The organism is Pseudomonas sp. WS 5021, assembly GCF_012985535.1.
Taxonomy (GTDB): domain Bacteria; phylum Pseudomonadota; class Gammaproteobacteria; order Pseudomonadales; family Pseudomonadaceae; genus Aquipseudomonas.
This window is the reverse complement of the sequence record NZ_JAAQWP010000001.1, coordinates 1,080,115-1,105,753: the sequence shown is the minus strand read 5'-3', so window position 1 is coordinate 1,105,753 and position 25,639 is coordinate 1,080,115. Positions and strand designations below refer to the sequence as shown.

At 61.6% G+C, this 25,639-nt stretch carries 23 protein-coding genes and 4 tRNA genes; 9 read left to right on the top strand and 18 right to left on the bottom strand.

Translation table 11 applies throughout. The annotated features are described in order from the left end of the window. Positions 1-43: 43 nt before the first annotated feature. The 4 genes from HBO19_RS05165 to HBO19_RS05150 all read right to left on the bottom strand — a co-directional run bounded on the left by HBO19_RS05165 (position 44) and on the right by HBO19_RS05150 (position 3,207). Positions 44-823: an ABC transporter permease gene (locus HBO19_RS05165; RefSeq protein WP_169956835.1), complete on the bottom strand. Its 780-nt coding sequence runs from the start codon at positions 821-823 to the stop codon at positions 44-46. After that, the gene (locus tag HBO19_RS05160) at positions 820-1,752 is read right to left on the bottom strand and encodes an ABC transporter ATP-binding protein (protein WP_169956834.1); all 933 of its coding nucleotides are present in this window, start codon (positions 1,750-1,752) and stop codon (positions 820-822) included. The genes HBO19_RS05165 and HBO19_RS05160 overlap by 4 nt, the downstream gene beginning before the upstream one ends. Positions 1,753-1,886: 134 nt before the next feature. Further along, the gene (locus HBO19_RS05155) at positions 1,887-2,504 is read right to left on the bottom strand and encodes a glutathione S-transferase (RefSeq protein ID WP_170056995.1); all 618 of its coding nucleotides are present in this window, start codon (positions 2,502-2,504) and stop codon (positions 1,887-1,889) included. A 43-nt stretch (positions 2,505-2,547) separates the two neighbouring features. Further along, positions 2,548-3,207: a transglutaminase family protein gene (locus tag HBO19_RS05150; RefSeq protein WP_169956832.1), complete on the bottom strand. Its 660-nt coding sequence runs from the start codon at positions 3,205-3,207 to the stop codon at positions 2,548-2,550. A gap of 202 nt (positions 3,208-3,409) precedes the next feature. Here HBO19_RS05150 and HBO19_RS05145 point away from each other — a divergent pair, with 202 nt between their 5' ends. Then, positions 3,410-5,857 (top strand): acyl-CoA dehydrogenase, encoded by a 2,448-nt coding sequence (locus tag HBO19_RS05145; RefSeq protein WP_170056994.1) that lies wholly within the window; start codon positions 3,410-3,412, stop codon positions 5,855-5,857. Between the two features lie 76 nt (positions 5,858-5,933). Further along, entirely contained in the window at positions 5,934-6,341 is a 408-nt protein-coding gene (locus tag HBO19_RS05140; RefSeq protein ID WP_099168779.1) for a PA2817 family protein, read from the top strand. 158 nt (positions 6,342-6,499) lie between these two features. Here the strand turns inward: HBO19_RS05140 and HBO19_RS05135 are convergent, their stop codons facing one another. Beyond that, positions 6,500-7,432 carry a LysR family transcriptional regulator gene (locus tag HBO19_RS05135; RefSeq protein ID WP_170056993.1) on the bottom strand — a complete coding sequence of 311 codons (933 nt, stop codon included), beginning with the start codon at positions 7,430-7,432 and terminating at the stop codon, positions 6,500-6,502. A gap of 90 nt (positions 7,433-7,522) precedes the next feature. On the opposite strand from HBO19_RS05135, the gene HBO19_RS05130 reads away from it, so the two are divergent. Next, positions 7,523-8,149: an alanyl-tRNA editing protein gene (locus HBO19_RS05130; RefSeq protein ID WP_170056992.1), complete on the top strand. Its 627-nt coding sequence runs from the start codon at positions 7,523-7,525 to the stop codon at positions 8,147-8,149. A gap of 156 nt (positions 8,150-8,305) precedes the next feature. Next, entirely contained in the window at positions 8,306-10,045 is a 1,740-nt protein-coding gene (locus tag HBO19_RS05125) for a dipeptidase (protein ID WP_170056991.1), read from the top strand. An 86-nt stretch (positions 10,046-10,131) separates the two neighbouring features. Here the strand turns inward: HBO19_RS05125 and HBO19_RS05120 are convergent. From HBO19_RS05120 to HBO19_RS05105, 4 genes are all read right to left on the bottom strand, one after another. Continuing rightward, positions 10,132-10,207: transfer RNA gene (locus HBO19_RS05120), tRNA-Gly, on the bottom strand. 3 nt (positions 10,208-10,210) lie between these two features. Continuing rightward, a tRNA-Glu gene (locus HBO19_RS05115) sits at positions 10,211-10,286 on the bottom strand. Positions 10,287-10,391: 105 nt separating this feature from the next. Next, positions 10,392-10,467: transfer RNA gene (locus HBO19_RS05110), tRNA-Gly, on the bottom strand. A 2-nt stretch (positions 10,468-10,469) separates the two neighbouring features. Further along, a tRNA-Glu gene (locus HBO19_RS05105) sits at positions 10,470-10,545 on the bottom strand. A 358-nt stretch (positions 10,546-10,903) separates the two neighbouring features. Here HBO19_RS05105 and HBO19_RS05100 point away from each other — a divergent pair. Together HBO19_RS05100 and HBO19_RS05095 are read left to right on the top strand one after the other, a co-directional pair. Further along, a complete protein-coding gene (locus tag HBO19_RS05100) occupies positions 10,904-11,674 on the top strand; it encodes a hypothetical protein (RefSeq protein ID WP_092234781.1) in 771 nt (256 codons plus the stop codon). 125 nt (positions 11,675-11,799) lie between these two features. Further along, positions 11,800-12,612, top strand: a complete 813-nt coding sequence (locus HBO19_RS05095; protein WP_169956827.1) for an alpha/beta fold hydrolase — start codon at positions 11,800-11,802, stop codon at positions 12,610-12,612. A 136-nt stretch (positions 12,613-12,748) separates the two neighbouring features. On the opposite strand, the gene HBO19_RS05090 is transcribed toward HBO19_RS05095, so the two are convergent. The 3 genes from HBO19_RS05090 to HBO19_RS05080 form a co-directional block, all read right to left on the bottom strand. Then, positions 12,749-14,689: a methyl-accepting chemotaxis protein gene (locus tag HBO19_RS05090; protein WP_170056990.1), complete on the bottom strand. Its 1,941-nt coding sequence runs from the start codon at positions 14,687-14,689 to the stop codon at positions 12,749-12,751. Between the two features lie 114 nt (positions 14,690-14,803). Continuing rightward, positions 14,804-16,228: a PLP-dependent aminotransferase family protein gene (locus tag HBO19_RS05085; RefSeq protein WP_170056989.1), complete on the bottom strand. Its 1,425-nt coding sequence runs from the start codon at positions 16,226-16,228 to the stop codon at positions 14,804-14,806. A gap of 205 nt (positions 16,229-16,433) precedes the next feature. Beyond that, positions 16,434-17,195, bottom strand: a complete 762-nt coding sequence (locus HBO19_RS05080; protein ID WP_170056988.1) for an SDR family oxidoreductase — start codon at positions 17,193-17,195, stop codon at positions 16,434-16,436. A gap of 226 nt (positions 17,196-17,421) precedes the next feature. On the opposite strand from HBO19_RS05080, the gene HBO19_RS05075 reads away from it, so the two are divergent. Continuing rightward, on the top strand, positions 17,422-18,429 hold the full coding sequence (locus tag HBO19_RS05075) for an NADP-dependent oxidoreductase (RefSeq protein WP_170056987.1): 1,008 nt from the start codon (positions 17,422-17,424) through the stop codon (positions 18,427-18,429). A gap of 157 nt (positions 18,430-18,586) precedes the next feature. On the opposite strand, the gene pyrF is transcribed toward HBO19_RS05075, so the two are convergent. Next, complete coding sequence (gene pyrF, locus HBO19_RS05070) at positions 18,587-19,285, bottom strand: orotidine-5'-phosphate decarboxylase (protein ID WP_029292743.1); 699 nt, start codon at positions 19,283-19,285, stop codon at positions 18,587-18,589. Positions 19,286-19,551: 266 nt separating this feature from the next. Between pyrF and HBO19_RS05065 the strand changes: the two genes are divergently transcribed. After that, entirely contained in the window at positions 19,552-20,301 is a 750-nt protein-coding gene (locus tag HBO19_RS05065) for a response regulator (protein WP_170057095.1), read from the top strand. Then, positions 20,301-21,341: an ATP-binding protein gene (locus HBO19_RS05060; RefSeq protein WP_170056986.1), complete on the top strand. Its 1,041-nt coding sequence runs from the start codon at positions 20,301-20,303 to the stop codon at positions 21,339-21,341. The genes HBO19_RS05065 and HBO19_RS05060 overlap by 1 nt, the downstream gene beginning before the upstream one ends. A gap of 28 nt (positions 21,342-21,369) precedes the next feature. Here HBO19_RS05060 and HBO19_RS05055 read toward each other — a convergent pair whose 3' ends face one another. The 5 genes from HBO19_RS05055 to HBO19_RS05035 all read right to left on the bottom strand — a co-directional run bounded on the left by HBO19_RS05055 (position 21,370) and on the right by HBO19_RS05035 (position 25,619). Beyond that, a complete protein-coding gene (locus HBO19_RS05055) occupies positions 21,370-22,431 on the bottom strand; it encodes an AI-2E family transporter (RefSeq protein WP_169956816.1) in 1,062 nt (353 codons plus the stop codon). 71 nt (positions 22,432-22,502) lie between these two features. Next, the gene (locus HBO19_RS05050) at positions 22,503-23,321 is read right to left on the bottom strand and encodes a DUF4892 domain-containing protein (protein ID WP_169956814.1); all 819 of its coding nucleotides are present in this window, start codon (positions 23,319-23,321) and stop codon (positions 22,503-22,505) included. A 102-nt stretch (positions 23,322-23,423) separates the two neighbouring features. Continuing rightward, positions 23,424-24,278 carry an alpha/beta hydrolase gene (locus tag HBO19_RS05045; RefSeq protein ID WP_169956812.1) on the bottom strand — a complete coding sequence of 285 codons (855 nt, stop codon included), beginning with the start codon at positions 24,276-24,278 and terminating at the stop codon, positions 23,424-23,426. Then, positions 24,275-25,078 (bottom strand): alpha/beta hydrolase, encoded by an 804-nt coding sequence (locus tag HBO19_RS05040; RefSeq protein ID WP_169956810.1) that lies wholly within the window; start codon positions 25,076-25,078, stop codon positions 24,275-24,277. The genes HBO19_RS05045 and HBO19_RS05040 overlap by 4 nt, the downstream gene beginning before the upstream one ends. Before the next feature lie 97 nt (positions 25,079-25,175). Then, entirely contained in the window at positions 25,176-25,619 is a 444-nt protein-coding gene (locus tag HBO19_RS05035; protein WP_169956808.1) for a hotdog fold thioesterase, read from the bottom strand. Between the last annotated feature and the right edge of the window lie 20 nt (positions 25,620-25,639).

Genomic DNA, 25,639 nt, shown 5'->3' with positions numbered 1-25,639 from the left:
GCAAGCCCGCTCCTACACAAACCCACACATCTTTAGACCTGGCTTAGGTACGCATCCCACGCCCACTCACCAGCAACCGCGCGCACCCGATATACAACACCACCGTCGCCGCGATCATGAACGTAATCGCCACGCTGATCTTGATATCCGACACCCCAAGAATCCCGTAGCGGAACGCGTTGACCATATGCAGCACCGGGTTGGCCATCGACACGGTCTGCCAGAACGGCGGCAGCAAGGTAATCGAATAAAACACCCCGCCCAGGTAAGTCAGCGGCGTCAGCACAAAGGTCGGGATGATCGAGATGTCATCGAAGTTGCGCGCGAACACTGCGTTGATAAAGCCCAGCAGCGAGAAGATCGTCGCCGTCAGCACCACCACCAGGATGGTCACCCCCAGGTGATGCACCTGCAGGTCGGTGAAGAACATCGACAGCACCGTCACGATCGCCCCGACCATCAAGCCGCGCAGTACGCCGCCCAGGGTGTAGCCGATCAGGATGGTGTGCGGCGACACCGGTGACACCATCAGTTCCTCAATGGACCGCTGGAACTTGCTGCCAAAGAAGCTCGACACCACGTTGCCATAGGAGTTGGTGATCACCGACATCATGATCAACCCCGGCACGATGTATTCCATGTAGGTGAAGCCGCCCATATCGCCAATCTGCCGGCCGATCAGGTTCCCGAAGATCACGAAGTACAGGACCATGGTGATCGCTGGCGGCAGCAGGGTTTGCGGCCAGATGCGCATGAAGCGCTTCACTTCGCGGTAGACGATGGTGTTGAGCGCTACCAGGTTGGGTTGGAACTCGGAACTCATACCGCCACCTTCGCCAGATTTTTCTCCACCAGGGACACGAACAGCTCCTCAAGGCGATTGGTTTTGTTACGCAGGCTCAACACTTCAATGTTCTGCAACGCCAACTGGCTGAACAGCGCGGTGATGCCCACGGCTTTATCGACCTGGACTTCCAGCGTATGGCTGTCTACCAGGCGGGTTGGGTAGCCGATCAGTTGCGGAGGCACCGACAGGTTGTTCTTCAGGTCGAGCAGGAACGTCTCCACATGCAACTGGCCCAGCAGGTTGCGCATGCTGGTGTTCTCGACAATGGTGCCGTGGTCAATGATGCCGATGTTGCGGCACAACTGTTCAGCCTCTTCCAGGTAGTGGGTGGTGAGGATGATGGTGATGCCTTTCTGGTTCAGTTCGGTGAGGAAGGTCCACATCGAGCGCCGCAATTCGATGTCCACCCCTGCCGTCGGTTCGTCGAGGATCAGCAGGCGTGGCTCGTGCACCAAGGCACGGGCGATCATCAGGCGCCGCTTCATGCCGCCGGACAGCGAGCGTGATGGCACGTCGCGCTTGTCCCACAACCCCAGCTGGGTCAGGTATTGCTCGGCGCGCTCCTTGGCGATCTTCGGCGGGATGCCGTAGTAACCGGCCTGGGTCACCACGATATCGAAGGTCTTTTCAAACTGGTTGAAGTTGAACTCCTGGGGCACCACGCCAATGCTGCGCTTGAGCGCGGCCGGGGATTTATCCAGGTCATGGCCAAAGATATTCACCGTGCCACTGGTCTTGTTGACCAGGGTCGACAGAATGCCGATGGTGGTGGATTTGCCGGCACCGTTGGGGCCGAGCAACGCGAAAAAATCACCTTCGGCGACATCCAGATCGATACCACTCAGGGCCTGGAAACCGTTGCCGTAGGTTTTGGTTAGCTGCCGGATGGACAGAGCGGAACTCATATCGGATTACGCACCAAGGAAGGGAATAGAAAGAATAGATAAGGGCGCGCCCTACGTAATACAACTGCGGCGCACGGCGAGCATGGTGCTTGCCCGCGCCGCACAAGTACAGTCACCTGTATTAATAGTCAGTATTAAGTCAACGCGGTCATCACCGCTTTTTGATAGGCCGGGCGTTGCTGCAAGCGCTGGTACCACGCCTCCAGGTGGGGCATTGCCGGGCGCTCGATAGGCATCTCGAACCAGGCATAGATAAAGCTGCCCAGGGGAATATCGCCCATGCCGATCTCGGTGCCGGACAGGTAGGGCTGGCCGGCCAGGGCCTGGTCCACGGTTTTCAACACCTCGATACAGGCATTGCGCCCGGCATGGATGCTGTCCCAGTTCTGCCGCTCGGCCGGCGTGCGCAGGATGCCCCAGAACACCGTCTTGAACGGTTCGGCAAAGGTCGAGGTGGTCCAGTCCATCCACTTCTCGGCATTAGCCCGCGCTTGCAGGTCCTTGGGGTACCAGCTCGAGGCCTGCTTGGCGCAGAGGTAGCGCACGATGGTGTTGGATTCCCATAACACGAACTCGCCGTCCTCGATCATCGGCACCCGGCCATTGGGGTTCAACGCCCGGTACTGCGGCGTATCGACCACACCAAAGGCCCCGCCCGCATCAATTGCCTCATAGTCCAGGCCGAGCTCCTCGGCGCACCACAGTGCCTTCCTGACGTTTGACGAATTTTTACGACCCCAGATCCTCAGCATGACCGCCTCCCAGTGGATGAATGCCGGAGCAGCATACGCCGGTTCAGCCGCGACTCAAATCGCTCTGCATATCACCCAACAACTGCGGCGACTGCTCGCCAAACAGGTGCGGGTAACATTTCTTTATGTGGGCAAAGAAGAATGCCTCGGGCACCTCGGCAAACTGTCCATGGTCCACCACGTACTCCATGGAGCGCTGGCCCTGGCGGTTGAACGGGTGAAACACACTGTCGTTGATTCCGTCGAAATCCAGGGGCGGCACATCGAACAACTCGCACAATTGCTGGTTGAACGCCGGTGTGGCCTTGACCCATCGCCCATCCAGGTACAGCTCCGTGTAGCCATGCATGGCGAACACATCACTCTTGAGCAACTCGATCAGGCGCGGCGTCGATAAATGATTGCGCACATCCGCCAGGCCAATACGCGACGGTATGCCGCAATGCCGGGCGCAAGCCGCCAGCAGGGTGGCCTTGGGCACGCAATAGCTCTGGCCCGCTGCCAGGGCGTAGCTGCCACGCAGGGTTTGCGGATCGCGACTGAAGGTGTAAGGGTTGTAGCGCACCGCTTCACGCACGGCGTAATAGAGACTGACTGCCTGGTCACGGGGATCGAGGCTCGAACCTCGATGTTTTTCGGCGAACTCCACCACCGCAGGGTGGTCACTATCGATGAAGCGGCTGGGACTCAAGTACGCATTCATGGGGATTGTCTCCGAGGCGAGCCTGGAGTCTAACCACAGGTCCGACCGAGGGATAACGACGATTCGGCCAAATGTCGGCGCCTGCTGCCTGTGACTGGAGAGCACTTCCCGCCACACCACGTAACACCCTCAGGCACCGCTTTTTCGGATGCCGACTAAGCTCTGAGGGTGCTTCTGCCCCTGGTTTCACGGAGGATTGAATATGCTGTTGTTGTGGATACTGGTTCTGGTGCTCGGCATTGCCTACCTGGCTCACCGTCGCACCGCGCCCCTGCCCGCCCTGGGCGTGGTCGCCGTCTATCTGTTGGCGATGGGCGCCTTTAGCCATGCACCGGGCTGGCTGCTGCTGGTGTTCTGGGTCCTGCTGGCGGTAGTCGCCGCACCGCTGCTGCTGCCCGACCTGCGTCGCCAGTACTTCACCGCACCGCTGTTCAACTGGTTCCAGAAAGTACTGCCGCCAATGTCCGAAACCGAGCGCGATGCCATCGACGCCGGTACCGTGTGGTGGGACGGCGAACTGTTCAGCGGCCGCCCCGACTGGGACAAATTGCTGGCCTACCCCAAGGTGCAGTTGACAGAAGAAGAACAGGCCTTTATCGACGGCCCCACCGAAGAGCTGTGCGCCATGATCACCGACTGGGAAATCGGCCAGGCCATGGACCTGCCGCCAGCGGCCTGGGACCACATCAAGCAACATGGCTTCTTTGCCCTGATCATTCCCAAGGAGTTCGGCGGCAAGGGCTTTTCGGCCTACGCCCACTCCCAGGTGGCGATGAAGTTGGCAACCCGCAGCGGCGACCTCGCCTCCACCGTGATGGTCCCCAACTCCCTGGGTCCGGCCGAACTGCTGCTGCACTACGGCACCGACGAGCAACGCAACCATTACCTGCCGCGCCTGGCCCGTGGCGATGACATCCCGTGCTTTGCCCTGACCGGCCCGCTGGCAGGCTCCGATGCCGGCGCAATGCCCGACACCGGGGTGATCTGCAAAGGCGAATGGGAAGGCAAGGAAACCCTTGGCCTGCGCCTGAACTGGGAAAAACGCTATATCACCCTGGGTCCGGTCGCGACCCTGCTCGGCCTGGCCTTCAAGGCCCATGACCCGGACCACCTGCTGGGTGAGGAAGAAGACCTGGGCATCAGCCTGGCGCTGATCCCCACCGATACTCCCGGCGTGGAAATCGGCCGTCGCCACCTGCCCCTGGGCGCTGCGTTCATGAACGGCCCCAACTCCGGCAAAGACGTGTTCATTCCCCTGGACTTCCTGATCGGCGGCCAGGAGATGCTCGGCAAGGGCTGGATGATGCTGATGAACTGCCTGTCGGTCGGCCGTTCGATCTCCCTGCCAGCAGTGGGCACCGGCGCGGCCAAGTTCACCAGCCTGGTGACCGGCCAGTACGCCCAGGTGCGCGAACAGTTCAACGTGCCACTGTCGGCCTTCGAAGGTATCCAGGAAGCCCTGGCCCGTATCGGCGGCAACGCCTGGCTGATGGACAGCGCGCGGATGCTCACCGCCAATGCCGTCGACCTGGGGGAGAAACCCTCGGTGCTCTCGGCGATCCTCAAGTACCACCTCACCGAGCGCGGCCGCGAGTGCATCAGCCACGCCATGGACGTCCACGGCGGCAAGGGCATCATCATGGGCCCCAACAACTACCTGGGCCGCAGCTGGCAGGGGGCGCCGATCTTCATCACCGTGGAGGGGGCGAATATCCTCTCGCGCAACCTGATGATCTTCGGCCAGGGCGCGATCCGCTGCCACCCGTTCGTCCTCAAGGAAATGGCCCTGGCCGGCCGTGAAGACCGCGACCAGGCGCTCAAGGAGTTCGATGGGCTGCTGATGCAACATATCGGCTTTGCCGTGAGCAACGCCGCCAGCACCCTGGTGTTGAACCTGGGCCTGGGTCACTTCGAAAAAGCCCCGGGCAACCGCTTGAGCCAGGGCTACTTCCGTGCGCTCAACCGCCAGGCTGCCGCGTTCGCCCTGTTGGCGGACCTGAGCATGATGCTGCTGGGCGGCGAGCTGAAGCGTCGTGAACGCCTGTCCGCACGGCTCGGGGATGTGCTCAGCCATATGTACCTGGCCTCGGCAGCGCTCAAGCGCTACCACGACCTCGACTCCCCGGACCACCTGGAGCCGCTGTTTGCCTGGGCCATGGAAGAAAGCCTTGGCCAGTCGGAGCGCGCGCTGGATGAGTTGCTCAGCAACTTCCCCAACAAAGTGCTGGGCTGCCTGATGCGAGTCATCGTGTTCCCGTTCGGCCGCCGCCACAAAGGTCCGTCCGATGCATTGGACGCGGAAGTCGCCGCAGTAATTGGCCGGGCCAAGGGCGACCCGACCCTCGAAGAACTGCTGGCTGGCTGCTACCGCCCACAGTCGGCGCAAGATCCAGTCGGCGCCTTGCAACATGCCTACGACCTGCTGGGTGCCAGCCAGCCCCTGCAAAAGAAACTCCACAGCGCCCTCAAGAGTGGCCAGGTCAAGCCACGCGCGGGGGAACACGCCATCGAAGCCGCACTCGAGGCTGGCGTGCTGCAACCGGCCGAGGCGCAGACCCTGCGCGACGCGGAAGCAGCGCGGCGCAAGGTGATCGACGTGGATGACTTCAGCAAGGAGGAGTTGGCCCAGGCGCCTGGCAGAGTCCGCTAGTACCGGCGGTCATATAAAAGCGGGCGCGAGAGCTATATACTCTCGCGCCCGTTTTTGCTTTTGAGGACTTACTCTCGTGTCCAACGTCGTTGCCGATCATCTCGTCTTGCTCGACCACCTGCGCAGTATCCTGGTTGCCGTCGGCGAAGCCGAACAGGTTCCAGAGGAAAGCCACGCTTTGTTCCTGGAACGCTTTGATGAACTGCGGGCCATGCTGCCCATCGACCCGATCGAAAGCCAATACCTGGGCCAGGACATGATGAGCCAGGTCATCCTGCGTTACCCACAGATTGCCCATCTGGTACCGCGCGACTTGCTGTGGTTCTTTGGCGGTGACTGCCTGCACTTCATGCCCGATGATGAACTGGACTTGTACCAGGCCCTGGAAGAACGGCGCTTCGAAGCCGAACAGAACGACGAACCGTTCGACTGGAACCAGGAAAAGCAATTGCTGGCCATGTCCAACGACCAGCCCAAGCACTGATCTCAAAAGCACCAAAGATCCAAATGTGGAGCGGGCTTGTCGGATCGACGCATCGCCGCCAAGACGTCGGCCCAGCAAACATTGATGTTGACTGACCCGCTGCTTTCGCGAGCAAGCCCGCTCCCACATTAATCCGCCCAACATTCTCGATCGTGCTCCTACCGCCGACGCAATGTGGGCTCCTTAGCCATGCACTCCACCAGATAATCGATGAACACCCGCAGTTTCGGTGGCAGGTAGCGCGTGGGTGAATGCAGCAACCAGGCATCCCCATGGTACGAGGCAATAAAATCCCATTGCGCCAGGACCTGCACCAACCGCCCCTCCTCCAATGCATGCCGCGCAGTGAAATACGGCAAGCTGCCAATTCCCACATCCTGCAACACCGCATCCAGCCGCACCCCCGTGTGATTGGCCGCATAACGACCACGCACACCCACCGTCACTGTTTTGCCAGCCTGGCGCAATTTCCAGCGCGCATCCCCAGGGGTTTCGCCCAGATAAATGCAGCTGTGCTCCAGCAAGTCATGGGGATGCAGCGGCGTTCCGTGGGTGGCCAGATATTGCGGCGTAGCACACAGCAAATGCTCGATCGGCAGTAACCGGCGCCCTACCAACCCCGGCGGCGGGTTATCGGTGATGCGGATGCTCAGGTCGACATTGTCATCAATCAAATCCACCTGCCGATCTTCGAGGATCAGCTGCACATCGACCTTGGGATAGCGCCGCAAGAACTCTGGCATATGCGGATGCACCACAAACCGCCCGACCGCCTTGGGCACGCTGACCCGTATCAGCCCCTCGGCCTCGTGGGTGTACTGGCCGCTGATTTCCATCACCGAGCGCGCCGCGTTGACCATCTCCTGGCAGCGATTGAAGACTTCTTCGCCACCTTCGCTCAAGCGCAGCTTGCGCGTGGTGCGCTGTAATAGTCGCGTGGCCAGGGCCTGTTCCAGCCGCGAGATGCTGCGGCTCACCGCCGATGGCGAAGTGCCCAACTGGCGCGCCGCTGCAGAGAAGCTGCCGGCTTCCACCACCTTGACGAAAATCGCCATTTCACCCAGCAGTGGCAAAGGAAGATTGATGCTCATGACGCACAAGTCCATTGAGATTTCAGCGGATTATCACCCATTTGCGCACTACTTATACTGCTGCGTAGACCCCTGATGCGGATGTAGACGATGACCCAGCGCCTGTTTTTTACCCATGACCACCTGGTTGCCGATGTTGATGTGCTGGAGTGCACGCCCCATGAGCAGCAGTTTGCAGTAGTCCTGCAGTCCACTATTTTCCATCCCCAGGGTGGCGGCCAGCCCTTTGATACGGGGTGGCTGGGGGACAGCAACGTATTGAAAGTGGTGCAGGAGGCCGAGCGCATCGTGCACTACGTGGACCAGCCCGTGGCACTTGGCCTCCAGCCAGCTCGGGTCGACGGCCAGCGCCGCGCCCTGCATACACGCCTGCATTCGGCCGGGCATCTGATCGGCAACGCCGGTGAAACCCTGGGCTGGATGCCGATCAAGGCCCACCATTGGCCCGGTGAAGGCAAGATCAGTTTTATCCGTGGGGAATCGGCCCAAGACATAGAAGCCGATGCCTTGCAGGAACAGGTCAACCAGTGGATCGCCGCGGATTTACCGCGCCACATGACACTGGAAAGTGGCTCCCGCGAAGTCGGTTTTGGCGACCTGCCGCCCTACGCCTGCGGCGGCACTCATGTGCAAGCCCTGGCCCAAGTCGGCCAGGTCAAGATCCTCGGCCTGTCGGAGAAAAAGGGCACGCTGTCGGTGCGCTATAGCCTGGACTGACAGGTGGATGGCAGGCGGCGTTTTCTTATCGAGATCGGACATCACCCCGCAAGGGACTCCCCTCCTGCTTGTGGCTGATGCTAGTGTGTGAAAATGTTTCCGACAAAAAAAATAGGAAACTTCCTACTCACCACCTGCAAAGGAATGCCCCCAGCAATGGACTTCTCCCTCAAGCACCTGGCCGCCGCCACCCTGATGGTCGCCAGCCTGTCCGCCTTTACCGCACCCGCCTTCGCCAACATCACCCCGCAACAGAGCGCGACCATCCTCAAGACGTTCAATGACGCGTCGATCAAGGACTTCCGCACTTTCCTGGGCAGCCTGGCCAAAAGTGAACTGGGCAAAACCGCCGATCTCGGCCCGGCGATCAGCGCATTTCTCGATAACAAGAGCCTCAGCGCCGAACAGCAAAACGAGATTCACCGCCTGCTGGGCATTTACGCCCGGGTGAAATACGGCGCAGCGGCTACCGAGACCCTGCGTGAGCTGGTGGCCATACCGACCTTCCAGGTGGAAGGCGTGGCCCAGCACGACAACCCTGAATTCATCAAGATCGCCGACAAGATCAAGAGCCTGGCCCAGGCGTTCAACCTGAATTTTCGCAATGTCGACAACCGCGTCTACGAAATTTCCCTGGAAGGCACGGGCGATGAAGTGGTCGGCATTCACGCCCACGCCGACGTGGTACCGGTGACCCCGGAAAACTGGGTCCTGGCCGACGGCACCCGCCTCGACCCGTTCAAGGTCACGCTGATTGGCGACCGCATGTACGGCCGCGGCACCGAGGACGACAAGAACGGCATCGTGGTAACGCTGTATGCGATGAAAGTGATCAAGGAAGAAAACCTGCCCCTGGCACGCAACTTCAAGCTGCTGGTGGACACCACCGAAGAAACCACTGGCGACGCCATTCCTTACTACTTTGAACACAACCCGACGCCGAACTACAACCTGGCGCTGGACGGCGGCTACCCAGTGGTCATCGCCGAAAAAGGTTATGGCACGGTCATGGCGACCTTTGCCAAGCGCAAGGCAGATGGCAAAGGCGCCGAGATCATCGCCATGACCGGCGGCCTGGCGACCAACCAGATTCCTTCGGCCTCGGTAGCCACATTGCGCAGCGACAAACCCGCTGAACTGGCGGCCAGCCTGCAGCAGGCCGGCGCTGCGTTTGCCAAGGCCAATGGGGGTGATTTCACGGTAGATGCCAAGGTTGTCGGCAATGATGTCAAGCTGACCGTTACCGGGGTGTCGGCCCACTCTTCGGAGCCCGAATCCGGTATTAACCCGGTCGCGCGGATGCTGGTCTTCATTAATAGCCTGGATGGCAAGGTTGCGCTCAAGCACAACGAAATCACCGACGCTGCGCGTTACGCCGCCGACAACTGGGGCCTGGATTATCTGGGCGGCAAATTGGGCGTGGGCTTTTCCGATGCGTTCATGGGGCCGCTGACCACTTCCCTGACCTTCGTCGGCATGGATGAAAAAGCCTTCAAGCTGGCAGTCAACCTGCGGGTGCCGAAGGGCAAATCCCCGGAAACACTCAAGAAAGAGATCGCCGACAAGCTCAGCGCCTGGAGCAAAAACACCCATATTGCGCCGACCTTCGATTACTCGGTGGCCGCGCCGATGTATCGCAACCCCGAGGGCGAGTGGGTCAAGGCGTTGCTGGCCGTGTCCACCGAAAACCTGGGCATGAAGCCCGAGTTCGGTACTTCGGCCGGCGCAACGTCGGTGCATGAACTGCCAAACGGCGTGCAATTCGGCCTGGCCCGACCAGAAGCCAAGTACACCGGCCACACCGACAACGAGTTCAAGACCACCGAGCAGTTCCTGCTGGACCTACAGATCGTGACAGAAATGATGGGACGTATCGGGCAACTGCCAAAACTCTAAGCCAACCCTTGGACCTGCTCTTGCAGCGGGTCCATCCCGGACAAACAAAAACGCCGCTCATCACTGAGCGGCGTTTTTGTTGAATATGGAGCGGGAAACGAGACTCGAACTCGCGACCCCGACCTTGGCAAGGTCGTGCTCTACCAACTGAGCTATTCCCGCAAATGGCGTCCCCTAGGGGACTCGAACCCCTGTTACCGCCGTGAAAGGGCGGTGTCCTAGGCCACTAGACGAAGGGGACACGCTAACTGAAACACATGGTGTGTATTCCAGTGCCCAGAGGCCTTGTCCGAAGACTTGGTCCTGGTTTCACTCAGTGCCGCCCGAAAGCCACACTGTTTAAAAATGGAGCGGGAAACGAGACTCGAACTCGCGACCCCGACCTTGGCAAGGTCGTGCTCTACCAACTGAGCTATTCCCGCAATGGCGTCCCCTAGGGGACTCGAACCCCTGTTACCGCCGTGAAAGGGCGGTGTCCTAGGCCACTAGACGAAGGGGACACACGTACAACATTCACTCCCTACCGCGTTTCGCTGTGTGCTTTACGCTGTAAGTGGCGCGCATTCTATGGATGGATTGAAAGGTCGTCAACCCCCAAGGATAAATTTATTTAAATCAATGACTTCCCCCTGCTTTCCAGGCACTCCCGGGGTTTCTCGCCGTCCAGGCTTTGGCGCCTATATTCTGGCGCCCGACAAGGCGTTATAGTCCCCACCCGCGAATGATGGCAATGTGCATCTATAAAGACGATGCCTACATATACAGATGAAAGCACCGACTCATCTCGTCGAAGAGTCCTATCCGCCGCATGCGCCAATCACTACACTTCAACGCACATCCCATAAAGAGGTCACACCGGTGACACCACTCATGATCACCCTGCTGGTAATAGCCGGGATCGTAATACTGATCGCCATTGGCTACATGAACCACGTGGTGGAAAACAACAAACTGGAAAAGGCCCGTGCCCAGATCGAACTCAACGATCGGCTGCGCCGCTGTGGCGAGATCACCGAGACGTTCCCTGGCCAACTGATGACGCCGCAGCTCAAGCTGCTGCTGACCCGCCTGGAACTGAACGTCAACCAACGCATGCTTCACCTGAACAAATCCAGCGCCACCATCAAGGCACGTATTGCCGAGTTGGAAGCACTGGTAGGCCAGGGCGAATCGATCCCGGTGAACAATCCCCCGGGACCGATCCAGACCGAAGCCAAGGCCAAGGATGTGCGCTTTCTGCTCGAAGCCCTGCACGGCCAGGTCACCCGCGCCGCCCAGGACGGCTTTTTGCCGACCAACGAGGCCAAGCACTGGATCCGCGAGATCCGTCACCTGCTGGTGCTGCTGCACATCGAGTTCTTCAACAATCTTGGCCAGCACGCGTTGCAACAGGCGCAACCCGGCCAGGCGCGCCTGGCGTTCGAGCGCGGCGTGCAATACCTGCGCAAGCAGCCTGAGCCGGCCACCTACAGCCAGCACCTGCAACTGCTGGAAAAACAATTGGCGCGCGCCAACTCCATGGTGCTGACCAACAGCCAGCAAACCGCAGAAGAGGTCAATGAACTGACTGCAGGCTTGAAGGCCGATGACGCGGATGCCGAATGGAAAAAGAAAGTCATCTACGATTGACCCCCTCCTGTACTTAAGTCACCGGGTGCATTTCCTGCACTCGGTGCCATCATCCTGCGGCTATCCCCTCTTCTATAATTCGCGTACAAAAGTGCACTTCATGCACTTAACCAAGGAGGCAAGCCGTGCCTATCGCCATCATTGATGATCAGCCCTTGCACTACGTGGACCAGGGTTCTGGCCCGGCTGTCCTGCTCGGCCAGAGCTACTTGTGGGACCAGCAGATGTGGGCCCCGCAGATCGCCGCCCTGTCGCAACAGTACCGAGTGATCGTGCCAGAGCTGTGGGGCCACGGTGAGTCCGGCCCACTGCCAGCATCGACCCAGAGCCTGGACGACCTGGCGCGCCAGGCCCTGGCGCTACTGGACCACCTGGGCCTTGCCAAGGTCAATCTGGTGGGTTTGTCAGTCGGCGGCATGTGGGGCGCCCCGCTGGCGCTACTGGCGCCCGAGCGGGTCAATAGCCTGGTGCTGATGGACACCTACCTGGGCGCAGAGCCTGAGGCGACCCGCGAAAAGTATTTCGCGCTGCTCAGCGCGATTGAAGCCACGGGTGCTATCTCAGATGCGCTATTGGATATCATCGTGCCGATCTTCTTCCGCCCCGGCATCGACCGCGACTCTGCGCTGTATCAGGACTTCCGCCAATCCCTGCGTGACTTCCCCAAGGATCGCCTGCTACAGAGCATTGTGCCCCTGGGGCGCCTGATTTTCGGTCGAGGTGATGCGATGGCAGGCCTGTGCCGCCTGAACTCCGATACTACGTTGGTGATGTGCGGTGACGAAGACCAGCCGCGCCCACCCGCAGAGGCGCAGGAGATGGCTGAGCTGATTGGCTGCGATCTGGTATTGATCCCGGGTGCAGGGCATATCTCCAGCCGGGAAAACCCGGATTTCGTCAATGAGGCGCTGCTGACCTTTTTGGCTAATCACGCCTGATCACACCTTGCGTATCTCCAACATGGATGAGATGCCGAGGCACGCAGCTGCATTCCCCTGTGGGAGCGGGCTTGCCCGCGATGTACACCTCAGGGTGTCAGCTCCCACAGGGAACTCGTTCCGGTCCTGAATATGATTACAGCCGGAAATGCCCCACCATCCCCTTGAGTTCCGCCCCCAGTTGCGCCAACTCGATGCTCGACGCGGCGTTACCCTGCATGCTCAGCGCCGACTGATCGGCACTGGCGCGGATGCTGGTGACGCTACGGTTGATCTCTTCGGCCACTGAGCTCTGCTGTTCGGCGGCCGCCGCGATCTGCTGGTTCATCTGCTGGATCAGCGAGACCGCCGCCGCAATGCTGCCCAAGGCGCTTTCGGTTTCCAGGACATCGCTGACGGCCAGTTTCACCAGCTCGCCACTGTGCTGGATATCCCGCACCGAGGACTGCGCTGCACTGCGCAGGGTGCTGACCAGACGTTCGATTTCTTCCGTCGATTGCTGGGTGCGCCGGGCCAGGGCCCGCACTTCATCGGCGACCACCGCGAAGCCGCGCCCTTGCTCGCCGGCGCGTGCCGCCTCGATGGCCGCGTTGAGTGCCAGCAGGTTGGTCTGCTCGGCCACGCTTTTGATCACCTCCAGCACGCTGCCAATGTTCTGGATTTCCGCGCTCAGGCTCTCGATGCTGGTACTGGCGGATGTCGCCGAACTGGCCAGCAACTCGATGCGCTGCAAGCTCTGGCGCACCACCTGTTGGCCGCTGTCGACCTTGTCGTCGGCGGTTTGCGCCGCTTGGGCGGCCTGCTCGGCATTGCGCGCCACATCATGCACCGTGGCGGCCATCTGGTTCATGGCGGTGGCGACTTGCTCGGTTTCTTCTTTCTGGTTGCTGACTTCGAGGTTGGTCTGCTCGGTCACGCTGGACAACGACTGAGCCGAGCTGGCCAATTGCGCAATGCCCGCCTGCAACCCGCTGACCATGCTGCTCAGGCCCCCGCCCATCTGCTGCATCGCCTGCATCAACTGGCCCATTTCGTCCTGTCGGCTCACCTCCATGCGCCCGCTGAGATCCCCGGCGGCAATCTGCCGGGCCACGCCAATCACGCTGCGCAGCGGCAGCACGATCAACCGGGTAATCAGCCACGCCGCAATCACCCCCACCAACAAGGCCAGGGCCGACGAAACAATGATCAGCAAGCTGCTCTTGGCCAATTGCGCCTGCATCGACTGGTCCTGGGCGGCATAGGCCTGGCTGACCTGCGCCACCACCTGCGCCGCCCGCTCATGCAACTGCTGGTAGACGATCTTTTCCTGGGCCAACAGGCCGGTGTATTCGGTGAGTTTTTCGCTGAAGGCGCCGATGTGCCCGACCACTTCATTAAGCACCGTCTGATAGCCGGGGTCCTTGACCAGGGTCTTCAGTTGTTCGGCCTGGGCCAGGGCCTGGTCAGCCTGTTCGATGCGGCCTTGCCCGGCACTGTCCTCATCACCCTTGCGGCTTTGATCCAGACGCACCCGCGCTTCGTTCATGGCCTGCAACATCAGGCGCGAGACCTGCGCCACCTGGCCGGCCTGCTCGATAAACTCGGCGCCCTCCCTGCCCTGGCTTTCCTTGAGGCCATAGGCCCCGTCGTCGGCCAGGCCGGCCTGCAGTACATCAAGGTTGTTGGCCACGCTGGACACCGACCAACTGGCCATTTCCAGCGCCAGATCCTTGGCCTGGGTCAGCTCGACAAACTCGTCAAACGCCTTGCGATAAGCGCCCAGGGCCTGCCCGACCTCGCTCATGTTCAGCGCCAGCGCCTCGGCCAACAGGCTATCGACCCGCTGGTGCAGAGCCTCGACCGACTTGGCGTCGGTGCGCAACGCATACTCCTGCTCGATCAGGCGCACGTTCAGCAGCCCTTCATTGAGCGAAGACATGCCCTTGAGCCCCACAAAACGCTGGCCAACGGTTTGCAGGGACCACACGCCAATCGCCGCCACCAGGGCCGTCAGTAGCAATACCAGGGCAAACCCCAGCCCCAGTTTCCTGGCCAGCCCAAGGTTGGCAAATCGTCGTTGCACGGCCCAAATCATTGCGCAAAATCCTCTTGGCGTGGCGAATGCCAGCAAGCCCGGTATCCATGCAACGAGATTCGCAACCCCGGCCCCCGCAACACAAGACGTTGGCGCCACAATAATGGCAAAAAGCTACATACCCGTCGTTTTCAGAATGGTGGAGGTCGATCCTGCAGGCCCCATCGCCTTGAACAACGCCAGGGCCCGGTGATCACAGGCATAGGCCACGTTGATCCGTAGCCAATCGGCGTGCTCGCCGGTCGGGCTGAACAACTCCCCGGAAGACAGCAGGACCCCAAGCTGCCGCGCCCTGGCATGCAACCTCGTGCCATCCACTGCGCCGGGGCGCGCCCACACAAACATGCCACCTGCAGGTACCGCAAACACCTCCCACTCTTCGTCCTCCAGCACCTGCAACGTCTTCGCCATCTCCGTGCTCAAGCGACGGCGCAGGCGTTGCACCCATTTGCGGTAGGTGCCGTTGGCCAGCAGGCTCGCCACCATCGCTTCGGCGAAGCGCGAGGTGCCCAGGCCCGTCAGGGTCTTGAGCTTGAGCACTTGGCCGATCAAGGCCGTGCTGGCAGTGAGATAGCCGACTCGCAGGGCGCTGCTCAGGGTCTTGGAAAAACTCGAGACATAGATGACCCGATCACCATGGGCCAATGCCGCCAGCCGGATACAGGAAGCATGTTGCAGGTCGCCATAGACATCCTCCTCGACAATCAGGAAGTCCCGGGCGTGGGCCAGGTGCAGCAGGCGCTCGGCCACTGTCCGCGAGAGGCTACTACCGGTCGGGTTGTGGTAGAGGCTGTTGATGAACAGGCACTTGGGGCGGTGGCTGGCCAGCAGCGCCTCCAGGGCCTGGATGTCCGGGCCACTGCGGGTCCTGGGGACCTCCAGCAACTTGACGCCGTGGAAGGCCAACTGACGATAAAGGTTGCCGTAGCCAGGGGTCTCAACCACCACCGTATCGCCGGCCTTGAGCAAGGTGCGGATCAGCAGGTCCTGGGCATGGCTGGCACCATGGGTGGTGAGAATGCGCTCGGTACTGCTGGCCACCTGGATCTGCGTCAGGCGCTTGTGCAATTGCTCACGCAACACCGGCAACCCCAGGGGCGTGCTGTAGTTGAAAACCCCTGCGGTATCGGTACGGCTGATTTCGCGAATCGCGTAGCTGATGTCATCACTTTCACGCCAGGAGTCCGGCAGCCAGCCGCACCCCAGCTTCAATTCGCCCAACTGGTTATCGGTAAAGGCTCCCCACCTGCGCTCCGCGCCCTCGTACCACTGGCACTCTGCCAGTGGACTGCTGGCCACAGGCTGTTCGGCGATAACAAACCCCGAGCCGGCCCTTGAGGCCAACACTCCTTCGGCCACCATGCGCTCCAGGGCCTCGATCACATTGGATTGACTGAGCAGGTTGTCATGAGCCAGTTGCCGGATGGACGGCAGGCGCGTTCCAGGGCTGACCCCGCTCTCTCGGATCCATGCGGCAATGGCGCTGACAATTTGCTGAACCACCGGTACAAGGGCTTGTCGATTGATCCCTAAATCCATGAGCCACCCCCTTCAACTGTTTGGCTTTTAACTCAAAACAGTTAAGCACAGAAGGTCCGGATCACCCCGCTCATAAATTTATTAAATCATTGATTTTATTGAATTATTTACCTATTGAAACACAATAAACCAAGGCATCTTGCCACCTGCGGAAACGCCCCACAGCGCCTCAAATCACTTTCCCAGTGGTGCACGGCAGCAGGTCCTAAATAGCGGTCGCCCCACCATCCACCGCCAATGCATGTCCGGTGGTGAACGCCGCACCATCGCTGCACAAATACAGGACCGCACTGGCGATTTCCCCGACCGTACCAATACGCCCGACCGGGTGCATGGCGGCGGCAAATTCGGCCTTGCGCGGATCGGCTTCATAGGCGCGGCGGAACATGTCGGTGTCGATCACCGCCGGGCACACGGCGTTGACGCGGATTTTCTTTTTCGCGTACTCGATGGCCGCAGACTTGGTCAGGCCAATCACCGCATGCTTGGACGCCGCATAAATGCTCATCTTCGGCGCAGCCCCCAACCCGGCCACCGACGCGGTATTGACGATCGCCCCGCCGCCCTGGGCCAGCAGCAACGGCAACTGGTACTTCATGCACAACCACACGCCCTTGACGTTGACCCCCATGATCGCGTCGAACTCATCCAGGGTGCCGTCGGCCAACTTGCCTTGTTCGATTTCGATGCCGGCATTGTTGAACGCATAGTCCAGGCGGCCATAACTGTTCAACACCTGCTGCATCAGGTTCTTTACGTCCGCCTCCAGGGTGACGTTGCAGCGCACGAACACCGCCTCACCGCCCACTTCGCGGATCAGCGCGACCGTGCCCTCGCCGCCCGTCACATCCAGGTCGGCGACCACCACCTTCAAGCCTTCCTCGGCAAATGCCAGTGCCGTGGCGCGGCCAATGCCGTTGGCGGCACCAGTGACCAGGGCGACCTGGCCGGAAAACGTCATGCTCATAGCTTTTATCCTTGGATGAATACCCGTTCGCCCAGCATAGCCAGTGCCCGGCGCCGCGCGTCAGCACTATCAGAAGGCCGGTTGAACGCCCATGCGTGGCAGTGATAAGTGTGCCGTGCCCACTATCAAGCCAGCCTATCGACGGGCATTCGCAGGCATCGGCCGAACTTGCTCCTGGCGCCTGGAAGGTCTATCACTTGAGGTTCATTTACCCAGAGTCCTTGCCATGACTGCCCAGACCAACCGCCAATTCCTGCTTGCCAAACGCCCGGTCGGCGCGGCCACGCGGGACACCTTTACCTATCAGGAAGTGCCAGTGGGCAACCTGGCGGACGGCCAGGTACTGGTGCGTAATGAGTACCTGTCCCTCGACCCGGCCATGCGTGGCTGGATGAATGAAGGCAAGTCCTACATCCCGCCGGTAGGCATCGGTGAAGTCATGCGCGCCCTGGGCGTAGGCCAGGTCATCGCCTCGAACACCCCGAAATTCGCCGTAGGCGATTATGTGAATGGCGCCCTGGGCGTGCAGGATTACTTCCTCGGCGAGCCGCGAGGTTTCTACAAGGTCGACCCGAAACTGGCGCCGTTGCCGCGCTATCTGTCGGCGCTGGGCATGACCGGCATGACCGCCTACTTCGCCCTGCTCGATACCGGCGCGCCCAAGGCCGGCGACACTGTGGTGATTTCCGGCGCCGCCGGGGCGGTGGGCAGCATTGCCGGGCAGATCGCCAAGATCAAGGGATGCCGCGTGGTGGGGATTGCCGGCGGCGCCGACAAGTGCAAGTTTTTGCTGGATGAACTGGGGTTCGACGCGGCCATCGACTACAAGCACGAGGACGTGCCGGCGGCCCTCAAGCGCGAATGCCCGAAAGGCGTGGACGTGTATTTCGACAACGTGGGCGGCGATATCCTTGATGCCGTGCTCAGCCGCCTCGCGCTGAAGGCGCGGGTAGTGATCTGCGGTGCCATCAGCCAGTACAACAACAAGGAAGCCGTGAAGGGCCCGGCCAACTACTTGTCGCTGCTGGTCAATCGGGCGCGCATGGAAGGGTTTGTGGTGATGGACCACGCGGCGAACTTTGCCGCTGCCGGCCAGGAAATGGCCGGCTGGATGGCGCAGGGCAAGCTCAAGAGCAAGGAAGATATTGTCGAGGGGCTGGAGACATTCCCGGAGACGCTGATGAAGCTGTTCAACGGCGAGAACTTTGGCAAGTTGGTGCTCAAGGTCAACTGACACCCCACAGAGCCCTTGTGGGATTGGGTGCCAGCCGACACACCATAAGCAAATGTAGGAGCTGGCTTGCCTGCGATAGCATCACCTCGGACTGACTGAAAAACCGAGGTGCCTGCATCGCTGGCAAGCCAGCTCCCACATTTTTAGCGCAAAGGCATCAGGCGATTTCAGCAACCACCGCCGCCAGGGCCTTGGCCGGATCAGCCGCCTGGCTGATCGGGCGACCAATCACCAGGTAATCAGAACCCGCATCCAGCGCCTGGCGCGGGGTAAGGATGCGGCGCTGATCGTCCTGGGCGCTGCCCGCCGGGCGAATCCCCGGAGTCACCAACTGCAACGCCGGATGGGCGGCCTTCAACGCCTGGGCTTCCAGCGCGGAACAGACCAGGCCATCAAGGCCGGCCTTCTGCGCCAGGGCCGCCAGGCGCAGCACTTGCTCCTGGGGCTCGATATCCAGGCCGATACCGGCCAGGTCTTCACGCTCCATGCTGGTCAGCACGGTTACACCGATCAGCAGCGGCTTGGGACCGCTGCGTTGCTCCAGCACCTCACGGCACGCGGCCATCATGCGCAGGCCGCCGGAACAGTGAACGTTGACCATCCACACGCCCATCTCGGCAGCGGCCTTGACCGCCATTGCGGTGGTGTTGGGGATGTCGTGGAATTTCAGGTCGAGGAACACCTCAAAACCTTTGTCCCGCAGGGTGCCGACGATTTCTGCGGCGCAACTGGTGAACAATTCCTTGCCGACCTTGACCCGGCAGAGCTTGGGGTCCAACTGGTCAGCCAGCTTCAGTGCGGCGTCACGAGTGGGGTAATCCAGGGCGACGATGATAGGAGTCTGGCAGACGGACATTGGAATGGGCTCTCAGGCAAGTCGAAATCGGCGCGGATTGTAGCGCAAGCAGCGGCTTTGCGGGATCCGATGATCGGTAAATCCTCGCCGACTGCCTACTTTTCTGGGAGAAGCGGCTAATATTTCAAAGTCGATACATTCACGACACGCCTGCAACATGCCCCGCCAGTAGCCTCGCCCGCATGCCCCGACACGGCGCCTACGCTCAACGCACCTACCCCGTCGCCGCCCCTGGGCCGACGGTCAACCAGGCAGATGATCGCACCATGCATACCCCTTGCGCCCTGAACCACGAGCCCGCCACCGAGGACAAGCGCTGGAACACCCGCGCGCTGATCGTCGACGACGATGTGCCGATCCGCGAACTGCTGATCGATTACCTGGCCCGCTTCAACATCCTCGCCAGCGGCGTGACCGATGGCGCCGCCATGCGCCAGGCCATGCTGGCCGAGACCTTTGATGTGGTGGTGCTCGACCTGATGCTGCCGGGCGAAGACGGTTTGTCGATTTGCCGCTGGCTGCGGGCCGAATCGGATATCCCGATCCTGATGCTGACCGCCCGCTGCGAACCCACCGACCGCATTATCGGCCTGGAACTGGGGGCTGACGACTATATGTCCAAGCCGTTTGAACCCCGGGAACTGGTGGCGCGGATCCAGACCATCCTGCGCAGGGTTCGTGATGAGCGCACCGAGCAGCGGACCAACATCCGCTTCGATAACTGGCGCCTCAACAGCGTGCTGCGCCAACTGGTGGCCGACAACGGCCTGGTGGTGCCGCTGTCCAACGCCGAATTCCGTTTGCTGTGGGTATTTATCGAACGTCCGCGCCGGGTGCTCAGCCGCGAACAGTTGCTGGATGCCGCCCGTGGGCGCTCGATCGAAGCCTTTGACCGCAGCATCGACCTGCTGGTCTCGCGCCTGCGCCAGAAACTGGGGGACGACTCCAAGGCCCCGCAACTGATCAAGACCGTGCGCGGTGAAGGCTACCTGTTCGACGCGCGAGACATTGGCTGATGCGCAACGCCTTCAACACGTTGTTTGGCCGCCTGTTCGGGGTGTTGCTGGTGGGCATTGTGCTGGCCCATGTGCTGGCGATCCTTTGGTTCCAGCATTACGGCCCGCCACCACCACCGCCTGTCACAACGCTGGTCGAACAAGCGGACGGTACCTTGGAGCCCCAGGTACATAGCCGTCCCAGACTCAGAGGCGCGGTGGTGCTGCTGTCCTTCCAATGTATCTCGCTGATCATCGCCGCGTGGTTCGGCGCCAAGCTGCTCAGCCGCCCGATCCAGCGCTTGAGCGCGGCGGCCGAGCGCCTGAGCCTGGACCTGGACAGCCCGCCCCTGGACGAATCCGGCCCGCGCGAAGCCCGCCAGGCTGCCTCGACCTTCAACCTGATGCAACGACGCATCCGCGAACAAGTCAGCCAGCGCGCGCGCATGCTCGGCGCAGTGTCCCACGACCTGCGCACCCCGCTATCGCGTCTCAAGCTGCGCCTGGAGCAGATCGACGATATGCGCTTGCAGGGCCAGATGCGCCACGATCTGGACGACATGATCGGCATGCTCGACGCCACCTTGAGCTACCTGCACGAACAACGCACCGGCGAAAGCCGGCAGTGGCTGGACGTGCAGGCACTGGTGCAATCTTTGAGCGAAAACGCCCAGGACCAGGGCGCAGACGTGCAGTGCCTGGGCCGAAGCGCCCCACTGCAAGTGCGACCCATGGCCTTGCGCTCGTGCCTGAACAACTTGATCGACAACGCCCTGCGCTATGCCGGTACGGCGCGCATTGAACTGCAGGATAGCCCCCAGGCGCTGGTGATTCGGGTGATCGACCATGGGCCGGGGATTGCCGCCGAGCAGCGGGAAGCGGTGTTCGAAGCGTTTTTTCGGCTGGAAGGCTCGCGCAACCGTAATTCCGGGGGCGTGGGGCTGGGGATGACCATCGCCAAGGAGGCGGTGGAGCGGTTGGGGGGTAGATTGAGCCTGGAGGAAACACCAGGCGGTGGGTTGACGGCAAAAATGTGGCTACCCAGAAGCGAACCCCTGTAGGAGCCGGCCTGCCGGCTCCTAGCAGAGATCAGTTTGTCTTGTCCTCGCGACGAACCTGCGCCTGGCTGGCGCTCCAATCCGTCAACAGGCTATACGCCACTGCCAGCAAGGTCGGCCCGATAAACAAGCCGATAAAGCCGAACGCGATCAAGCCACCAAATACCCCCAGCAGCACGATCACCAGCGGCAGGTTGCCGCCGCGGCTGATCAGGTACGGTTTGAGCACGTTGTCCACGCCGCTGATGATGAATGTGCCCCAGACGCCAAGGAACACCGCATAGGTGTAATCGCCCTTCCATACCAGCCAGGCCGTGGCCGGGATCCAGACCAGCGGCGGGCCCATGGGGATCAGGCTGAGCAGGAAGGTGACGATGCCCAGCACCAGTGCCCCCGGCACGCCGGCGATCAGGAAGCCGATCAGTGCCAGTAATGCCTGGGCGGCGGCGGTGCCGATCACGCCGTTGACCACCCGCTGTACGGTACCGGCGACCAGGTCGATGTAGTACCCGGCACGCTCACCGATCAAGCGTTCCAGCAAACGGTGGACGAACATCGCCAGGCGCGGCCCGTCGCGGTAGAAAAAGAACACAAACACCAGGCTCAGGGTCAGCTCCAGAATGCCGCCGCCGATCTGCGCGCTACGGGCCAGCAGCCAGTTGCCGACCTGCCCCAGGTACGGTTTGATCGTGACCATCAAGGCTGCGCCCTGTTGGTCGATGCTGTCCCACATGCCCACCAGCCGCTCTCCCACAAACGGGATGGAGCCCAGCCAGGTGGGCGCCTCGGGTAGGCCGTCGACCTGGACGTCCTTGATCAGCGCCACGGCGTCGCGCACGTGGTCGGCCAGGTTGAAGCCCAGCCACACCAGCGGCACCGCCACCAGCAGCATCCAGCCCAGGGTCAGGATCCCGGCGGCCAGGGACTCGCGGCCACCCAGGGCGCGGGTCAACAGGCGCATCAGCGGCCAGCTGGCAAACGCCAGCACCGCGCCCCAGAACAGCGCCGACCAGAACGGCGCCATCACCCAGAAACTGGCACCAAACAGCACCAGGAGCAGGATCTGCACCAGCAGGCGATCATTGTTGAGCATGTGGTTTCTCGAAAAAAGTCTGTAGAGGAAGAGCTTAGGCGAACGGCACGGGTCCGTTCGCCCTGGAACGATCAGCGGATCACTTGCAGATGCAGGCCCTTGGCCTCGCTAGTGGCGGTTTCCAACCGCGCCGCGCGTACGCCCTTGTCGATCAGGCCCTGGCGCCAGGCTTCGGCGTTGGGCCCGCTCAAACTGACCCGCAAGGTGGTATCGAGGTTCAATCCACGGGAAATCAGGGTCAGCCACGTGGCGTCGGGCTCAGCCCCCAGCGAGGGGAAATCCAGCTCGTCGGTGCTTTTCAGTTCGCGCAACAACGTGGCCGAGGTTGGCAGCAATTGCCCCAAGGGCGCGCTGGCGTCCATTTGCTCCACATGCAGGTACGCCCGGCGATTGCCGCGAGTGATGCCGTACAGCGCCACCAGGGAGTTGTCCTGGGGGGCGGCCAGGCGCAGCAAGAGGAATTCCTGCTGGCCATCGGCGCCCACCAGCTTGGCATTGCCCAGGACCTCGTTGGCCCAGAGGCTGCTTTCGCCACAATCGCGGGCCTGGCACCAGAACAGCAACTGTGCGCCCTGCTCTTGCAAGGCCTCGCGCGTGGATTTGAAGGCCGCGCTGGAACTGTGCTCGGCGGGCAGTTCATAGGTGATGGCGGTCACTTGACCACGCGCCGTGGCCTGGCCTTCGTAACGTAACTGGCCGCTGATCTTGCGGATCGCGCCCATCGGGTAAATGCGTTCTTTTTCTTCGGCGGGACGGTAGTCGACAATCTGCGCATCCACCTGACGGGCCACGCTGGGCAGATCCTGGCTTCCCGGTAGATCAGCAGCGAAAACCAACGGGCTGACGCAGCACAGCCCAAGCACACGGATAATTCCCTTGGCACTACTCATCGGATCGGTGCGCCTGGGCCGGTGGATGCCTTCGCGGTATTCGGATTGTTCATGGTTGACTCCCTTTCAATCCGCCCAGCCTCGACAGTTGCCCCCGCCAAGTCAAGGCGCGGTGAAGAACCGATTGAAACAGTCTGCAACAAGAGCGGCCCCCGGCTCGTCATTCAGGTGCAAATGATGGCCACCTGCAAGGGTCGTCACGGTGAACGGCAGCTGCGAAAGCAGCTCGGGATGCTTGGCCAGCATGCCCTCTTGTGCGACCACCAACTGCGTAGGGCAAGCTACCCGGCGCACGAAGGCCATGGCCTGTTCTTCCGTCAGGCGCATCGGCGAGGCCAGGGTCAGGCGGCTGTCGCTGCGCCAGGTGTAGCCGCCCGGTACCGGCATCAAGCCGCGCTGGGCCAGGAGTTCCGCGGCTTCACGGCTGACGGCGACCACACCTTTCATCCGCGCTTCCACCGCCCGGTCGAGGCTGCCATACACCGGCTTGCGCTTGTCTTGCAGGTTGATTTGCGCCTGCAAAGCCATGCCCAGGCGCTCGGCGGCGTTCTCGCCGGTGGCGGTCGGCGGGATCACGCCGTCGATCAATGCCAAATGCGTCACGCGCTCCGGCATGGCCCCGGCCAGTACAGTGGAAACAACCGCACCGAGGGAGTGGCCAAGTAATGCAAAACGTTTCCAGCCCAGTTGTTCGGCCACTTGCAGTACATCGAACACGTAATCCCACAACGCATAACCTGCACCGGCCGGGCGATGGGACGAGTGGCCGTGGCCGGCCATGTCCAGGGCGACAATACGCAAGCCGTGCAGCTTGGGTGCCAGGCGCGCGAAGCTGTTGGCGTTGTCCAGCCAGCCATGCAGGGCGATCACCGGCAGGCCGTCTTGCGGGCCGAACAGATGGGCCGCCAGCTCGATATGCGGCAGGCTCAGGCGCACTTCTTCGACAGGCACGGTCATGCGCAGCTGCGCTCGCGGGCTTGCCAACGGGTGAACAGGTTCTTGATCAAGGTCGCCGTATCCTGCGGGCGCTCCAGGGGAAACATGTGGCCGCCGGGCATGGTCAGCATCTCGCCCATGGGCAGGCGCGCGACGCCGCTGGCGTGATGGCGCATCACCACCCGGCTCTGCCGGCCGCGTACCACGGCCAGTGGCACTTTCAATTGGCGAGTCTGGCCAGGGCTGGTGTGTGGCACGCCGCGGTAGATGCTGATTTCCGTGGCCGGGTCGAACCGCAGGCGCAGGCGATCGCCGACCTGGTGCAAACCGTGTTGCAGATAGGCCTCCAGGCAATCCGGGTCAAACCCGCGGAACAACGTCTTGCCGGAAAAATACTGGCGCGCTGCCTCAAGATCGGCGAACTCTTCGCGCCGGCCCAGGGTGCGGCCAGCCGGGGTCAGGCGGTCGATCAGGCCAAAACGCTTGGCCGCACGGATCACCCAGCGGTCGGCCAGGGTCAGCACCGGCGAGTCGAGCATCACCACCCCGCGATACAACTGCGGGCAGCGCAAGGCCGCGTGCAAATGCAATACCCCACCCAGTGAATGGCCGACGCCCCACACCGGCTCCGGTTGCTGTTCCAGGTGGTGGATCAATTCGTCCACCAGGTTCTGCCAGTTGTCATCCACCGGAAACCGCGGATCGTGGCCGTGCTGTGACAGGTGCGCCACTGCGTACTCCGGCGCCAGGGCCGCGAACAATTTGCCGTAGGTCGCCGAAGGGAAGCCATTGGCATGGGTGAAAAACACATGTTGCGACATAGCCTGCCCATCTTCAAAAACAGAAATCGATTGTCCCCACCCCCGGTCGCTACAGCAATGACTGTAACTGCCAGGAATGATGACACTCACGCCACGCCTATCGCGCTGGCGGGTTCTCGCCCAGCGGCACCACGGCCATGGTCAGGCGCGACACGCAACTGGCCTTGCCCTCGTCACTGGTCAGGCGAATGTCCCAGACATGGGTGGTGCGCCCGATATGGATCGCCCGGGCCACCGCCGTCACCCGCCCGGACCGCAGGCCGCGCAGGTGATTGGCGTTGATCTCCAGGCCCACGCAGTAGAACTTGCTGGCGTCGATGCACAAATAGCTGGCCATGGAGCCGACTGTTTCGGCCAACACCACCGAGGCCCCACCGTGCAGCAGGCCATAGGGTTGATGGGTGCGGTGGTCGATCACCATGCTGGCGGTCAGGGACTCGTCGTCGAAGCGCTCGAAACGGATGTCCAGCACTTCACCAATGGTGTTTTTCTGGATGGCATTGAGTTGCTCGATGTTGGGAAGGGTGCGCCACAGGCTCATTGCAGTGTCCTTATTGATTT

Bases quoted from the DNA above. Each gene is read 5' to 3' on its own strand.
- HBO19_RS05165 (WP_169956835.1), bottom strand. From the start codon at position 823: ATGAGTTCCGAGTTCCAACCCAACCTGGTAGCGCTCAACACCATCGTC.
- HBO19_RS05160 (WP_169956834.1), bottom strand. From the start codon at position 1,752: ATGAGTTCCGCTCTGTCCATCCGGCAGCTAACCAAAACCTACGGCAAC.
- HBO19_RS05155 (WP_170056995.1), bottom strand. From the start codon at position 2,504: ATGCTGAGGATCTGGGGTCGTAAAAATTCGTCAAACGTCAGGAAGGCA.
- HBO19_RS05150 (WP_169956832.1), bottom strand. From the start codon at position 3,207: ATGAATGCGTACTTGAGTCCCAGCCGCTTCATCGATAGTGACCACCCT.
- HBO19_RS05145 (WP_170056994.1), top strand. From the start codon at position 3,410: ATGCTGTTGTTGTGGATACTGGTTCTGGTGCTCGGCATTGCCTACCTG.
- HBO19_RS05135 (WP_170056993.1), bottom strand. From the start codon at position 7,432: ATGAGCATCAATCTTCCTTTGCCACTGCTGGGTGAAATGGCGATTTTC.
- HBO19_RS05130 (WP_170056992.1), top strand. From the start codon at position 7,523: ATGACCCAGCGCCTGTTTTTTACCCATGACCACCTGGTTGCCGATGTT.
- HBO19_RS05125 (WP_170056991.1), top strand. From the start codon at position 8,306: ATGGACTTCTCCCTCAAGCACCTGGCCGCCGCCACCCTGATGGTCGCC.
- HBO19_RS05090 (WP_170056990.1), bottom strand. From the start codon at position 14,689: ATGATTTGGGCCGTGCAACGACGATTTGCCAACCTTGGGCTGGCCAGG.
- HBO19_RS05085 (WP_170056989.1), bottom strand. From the start codon at position 16,228: ATGGATTTAGGGATCAATCGACAAGCCCTTGTACCGGTGGTTCAGCAA.
- HBO19_RS05080 (WP_170056988.1), bottom strand. From the start codon at position 17,195: ATGAGCATGACGTTTTCCGGCCAGGTCGCCCTGGTCACTGGTGCCGCC.
- HBO19_RS05075 (WP_170056987.1), top strand. From the start codon at position 17,422: ATGACTGCCCAGACCAACCGCCAATTCCTGCTTGCCAAACGCCCGGTC.
- pyrF (WP_029292743.1), bottom strand. From the start codon at position 19,285: ATGTCCGTCTGCCAGACTCCTATCATCGTCGCCCTGGATTACCCCACT.
- HBO19_RS05065 (WP_170057095.1), top strand. From the start codon at position 19,552: ATGCATACCCCTTGCGCCCTGAACCACGAGCCCGCCACCGAGGACAAG.
- HBO19_RS05060 (WP_170056986.1), top strand. From the start codon at position 20,301: ATGCGCAACGCCTTCAACACGTTGTTTGGCCGCCTGTTCGGGGTGTTG.
- HBO19_RS05055 (WP_169956816.1), bottom strand. From the start codon at position 22,431: ATGCTCAACAATGATCGCCTGCTGGTGCAGATCCTGCTCCTGGTGCTG.
- HBO19_RS05050 (WP_169956814.1), bottom strand. From the start codon at position 23,321: ATGAGTAGTGCCAAGGGAATTATCCGTGTGCTTGGGCTGTGCTGCGTC.
- HBO19_RS05045 (WP_169956812.1), bottom strand. From the start codon at position 24,278: ATGACCGTGCCTGTCGAAGAAGTGCGCCTGAGCCTGCCGCATATCGAG.
- HBO19_RS05040 (WP_169956810.1), bottom strand. From the start codon at position 25,078: ATGTCGCAACATGTGTTTTTCACCCATGCCAATGGCTTCCCTTCGGCG.
- HBO19_RS05035 (WP_169956808.1), bottom strand. From the start codon at position 25,619: ATGAGCCTGTGGCGCACCCTTCCCAACATCGAGCAACTCAATGCCATC.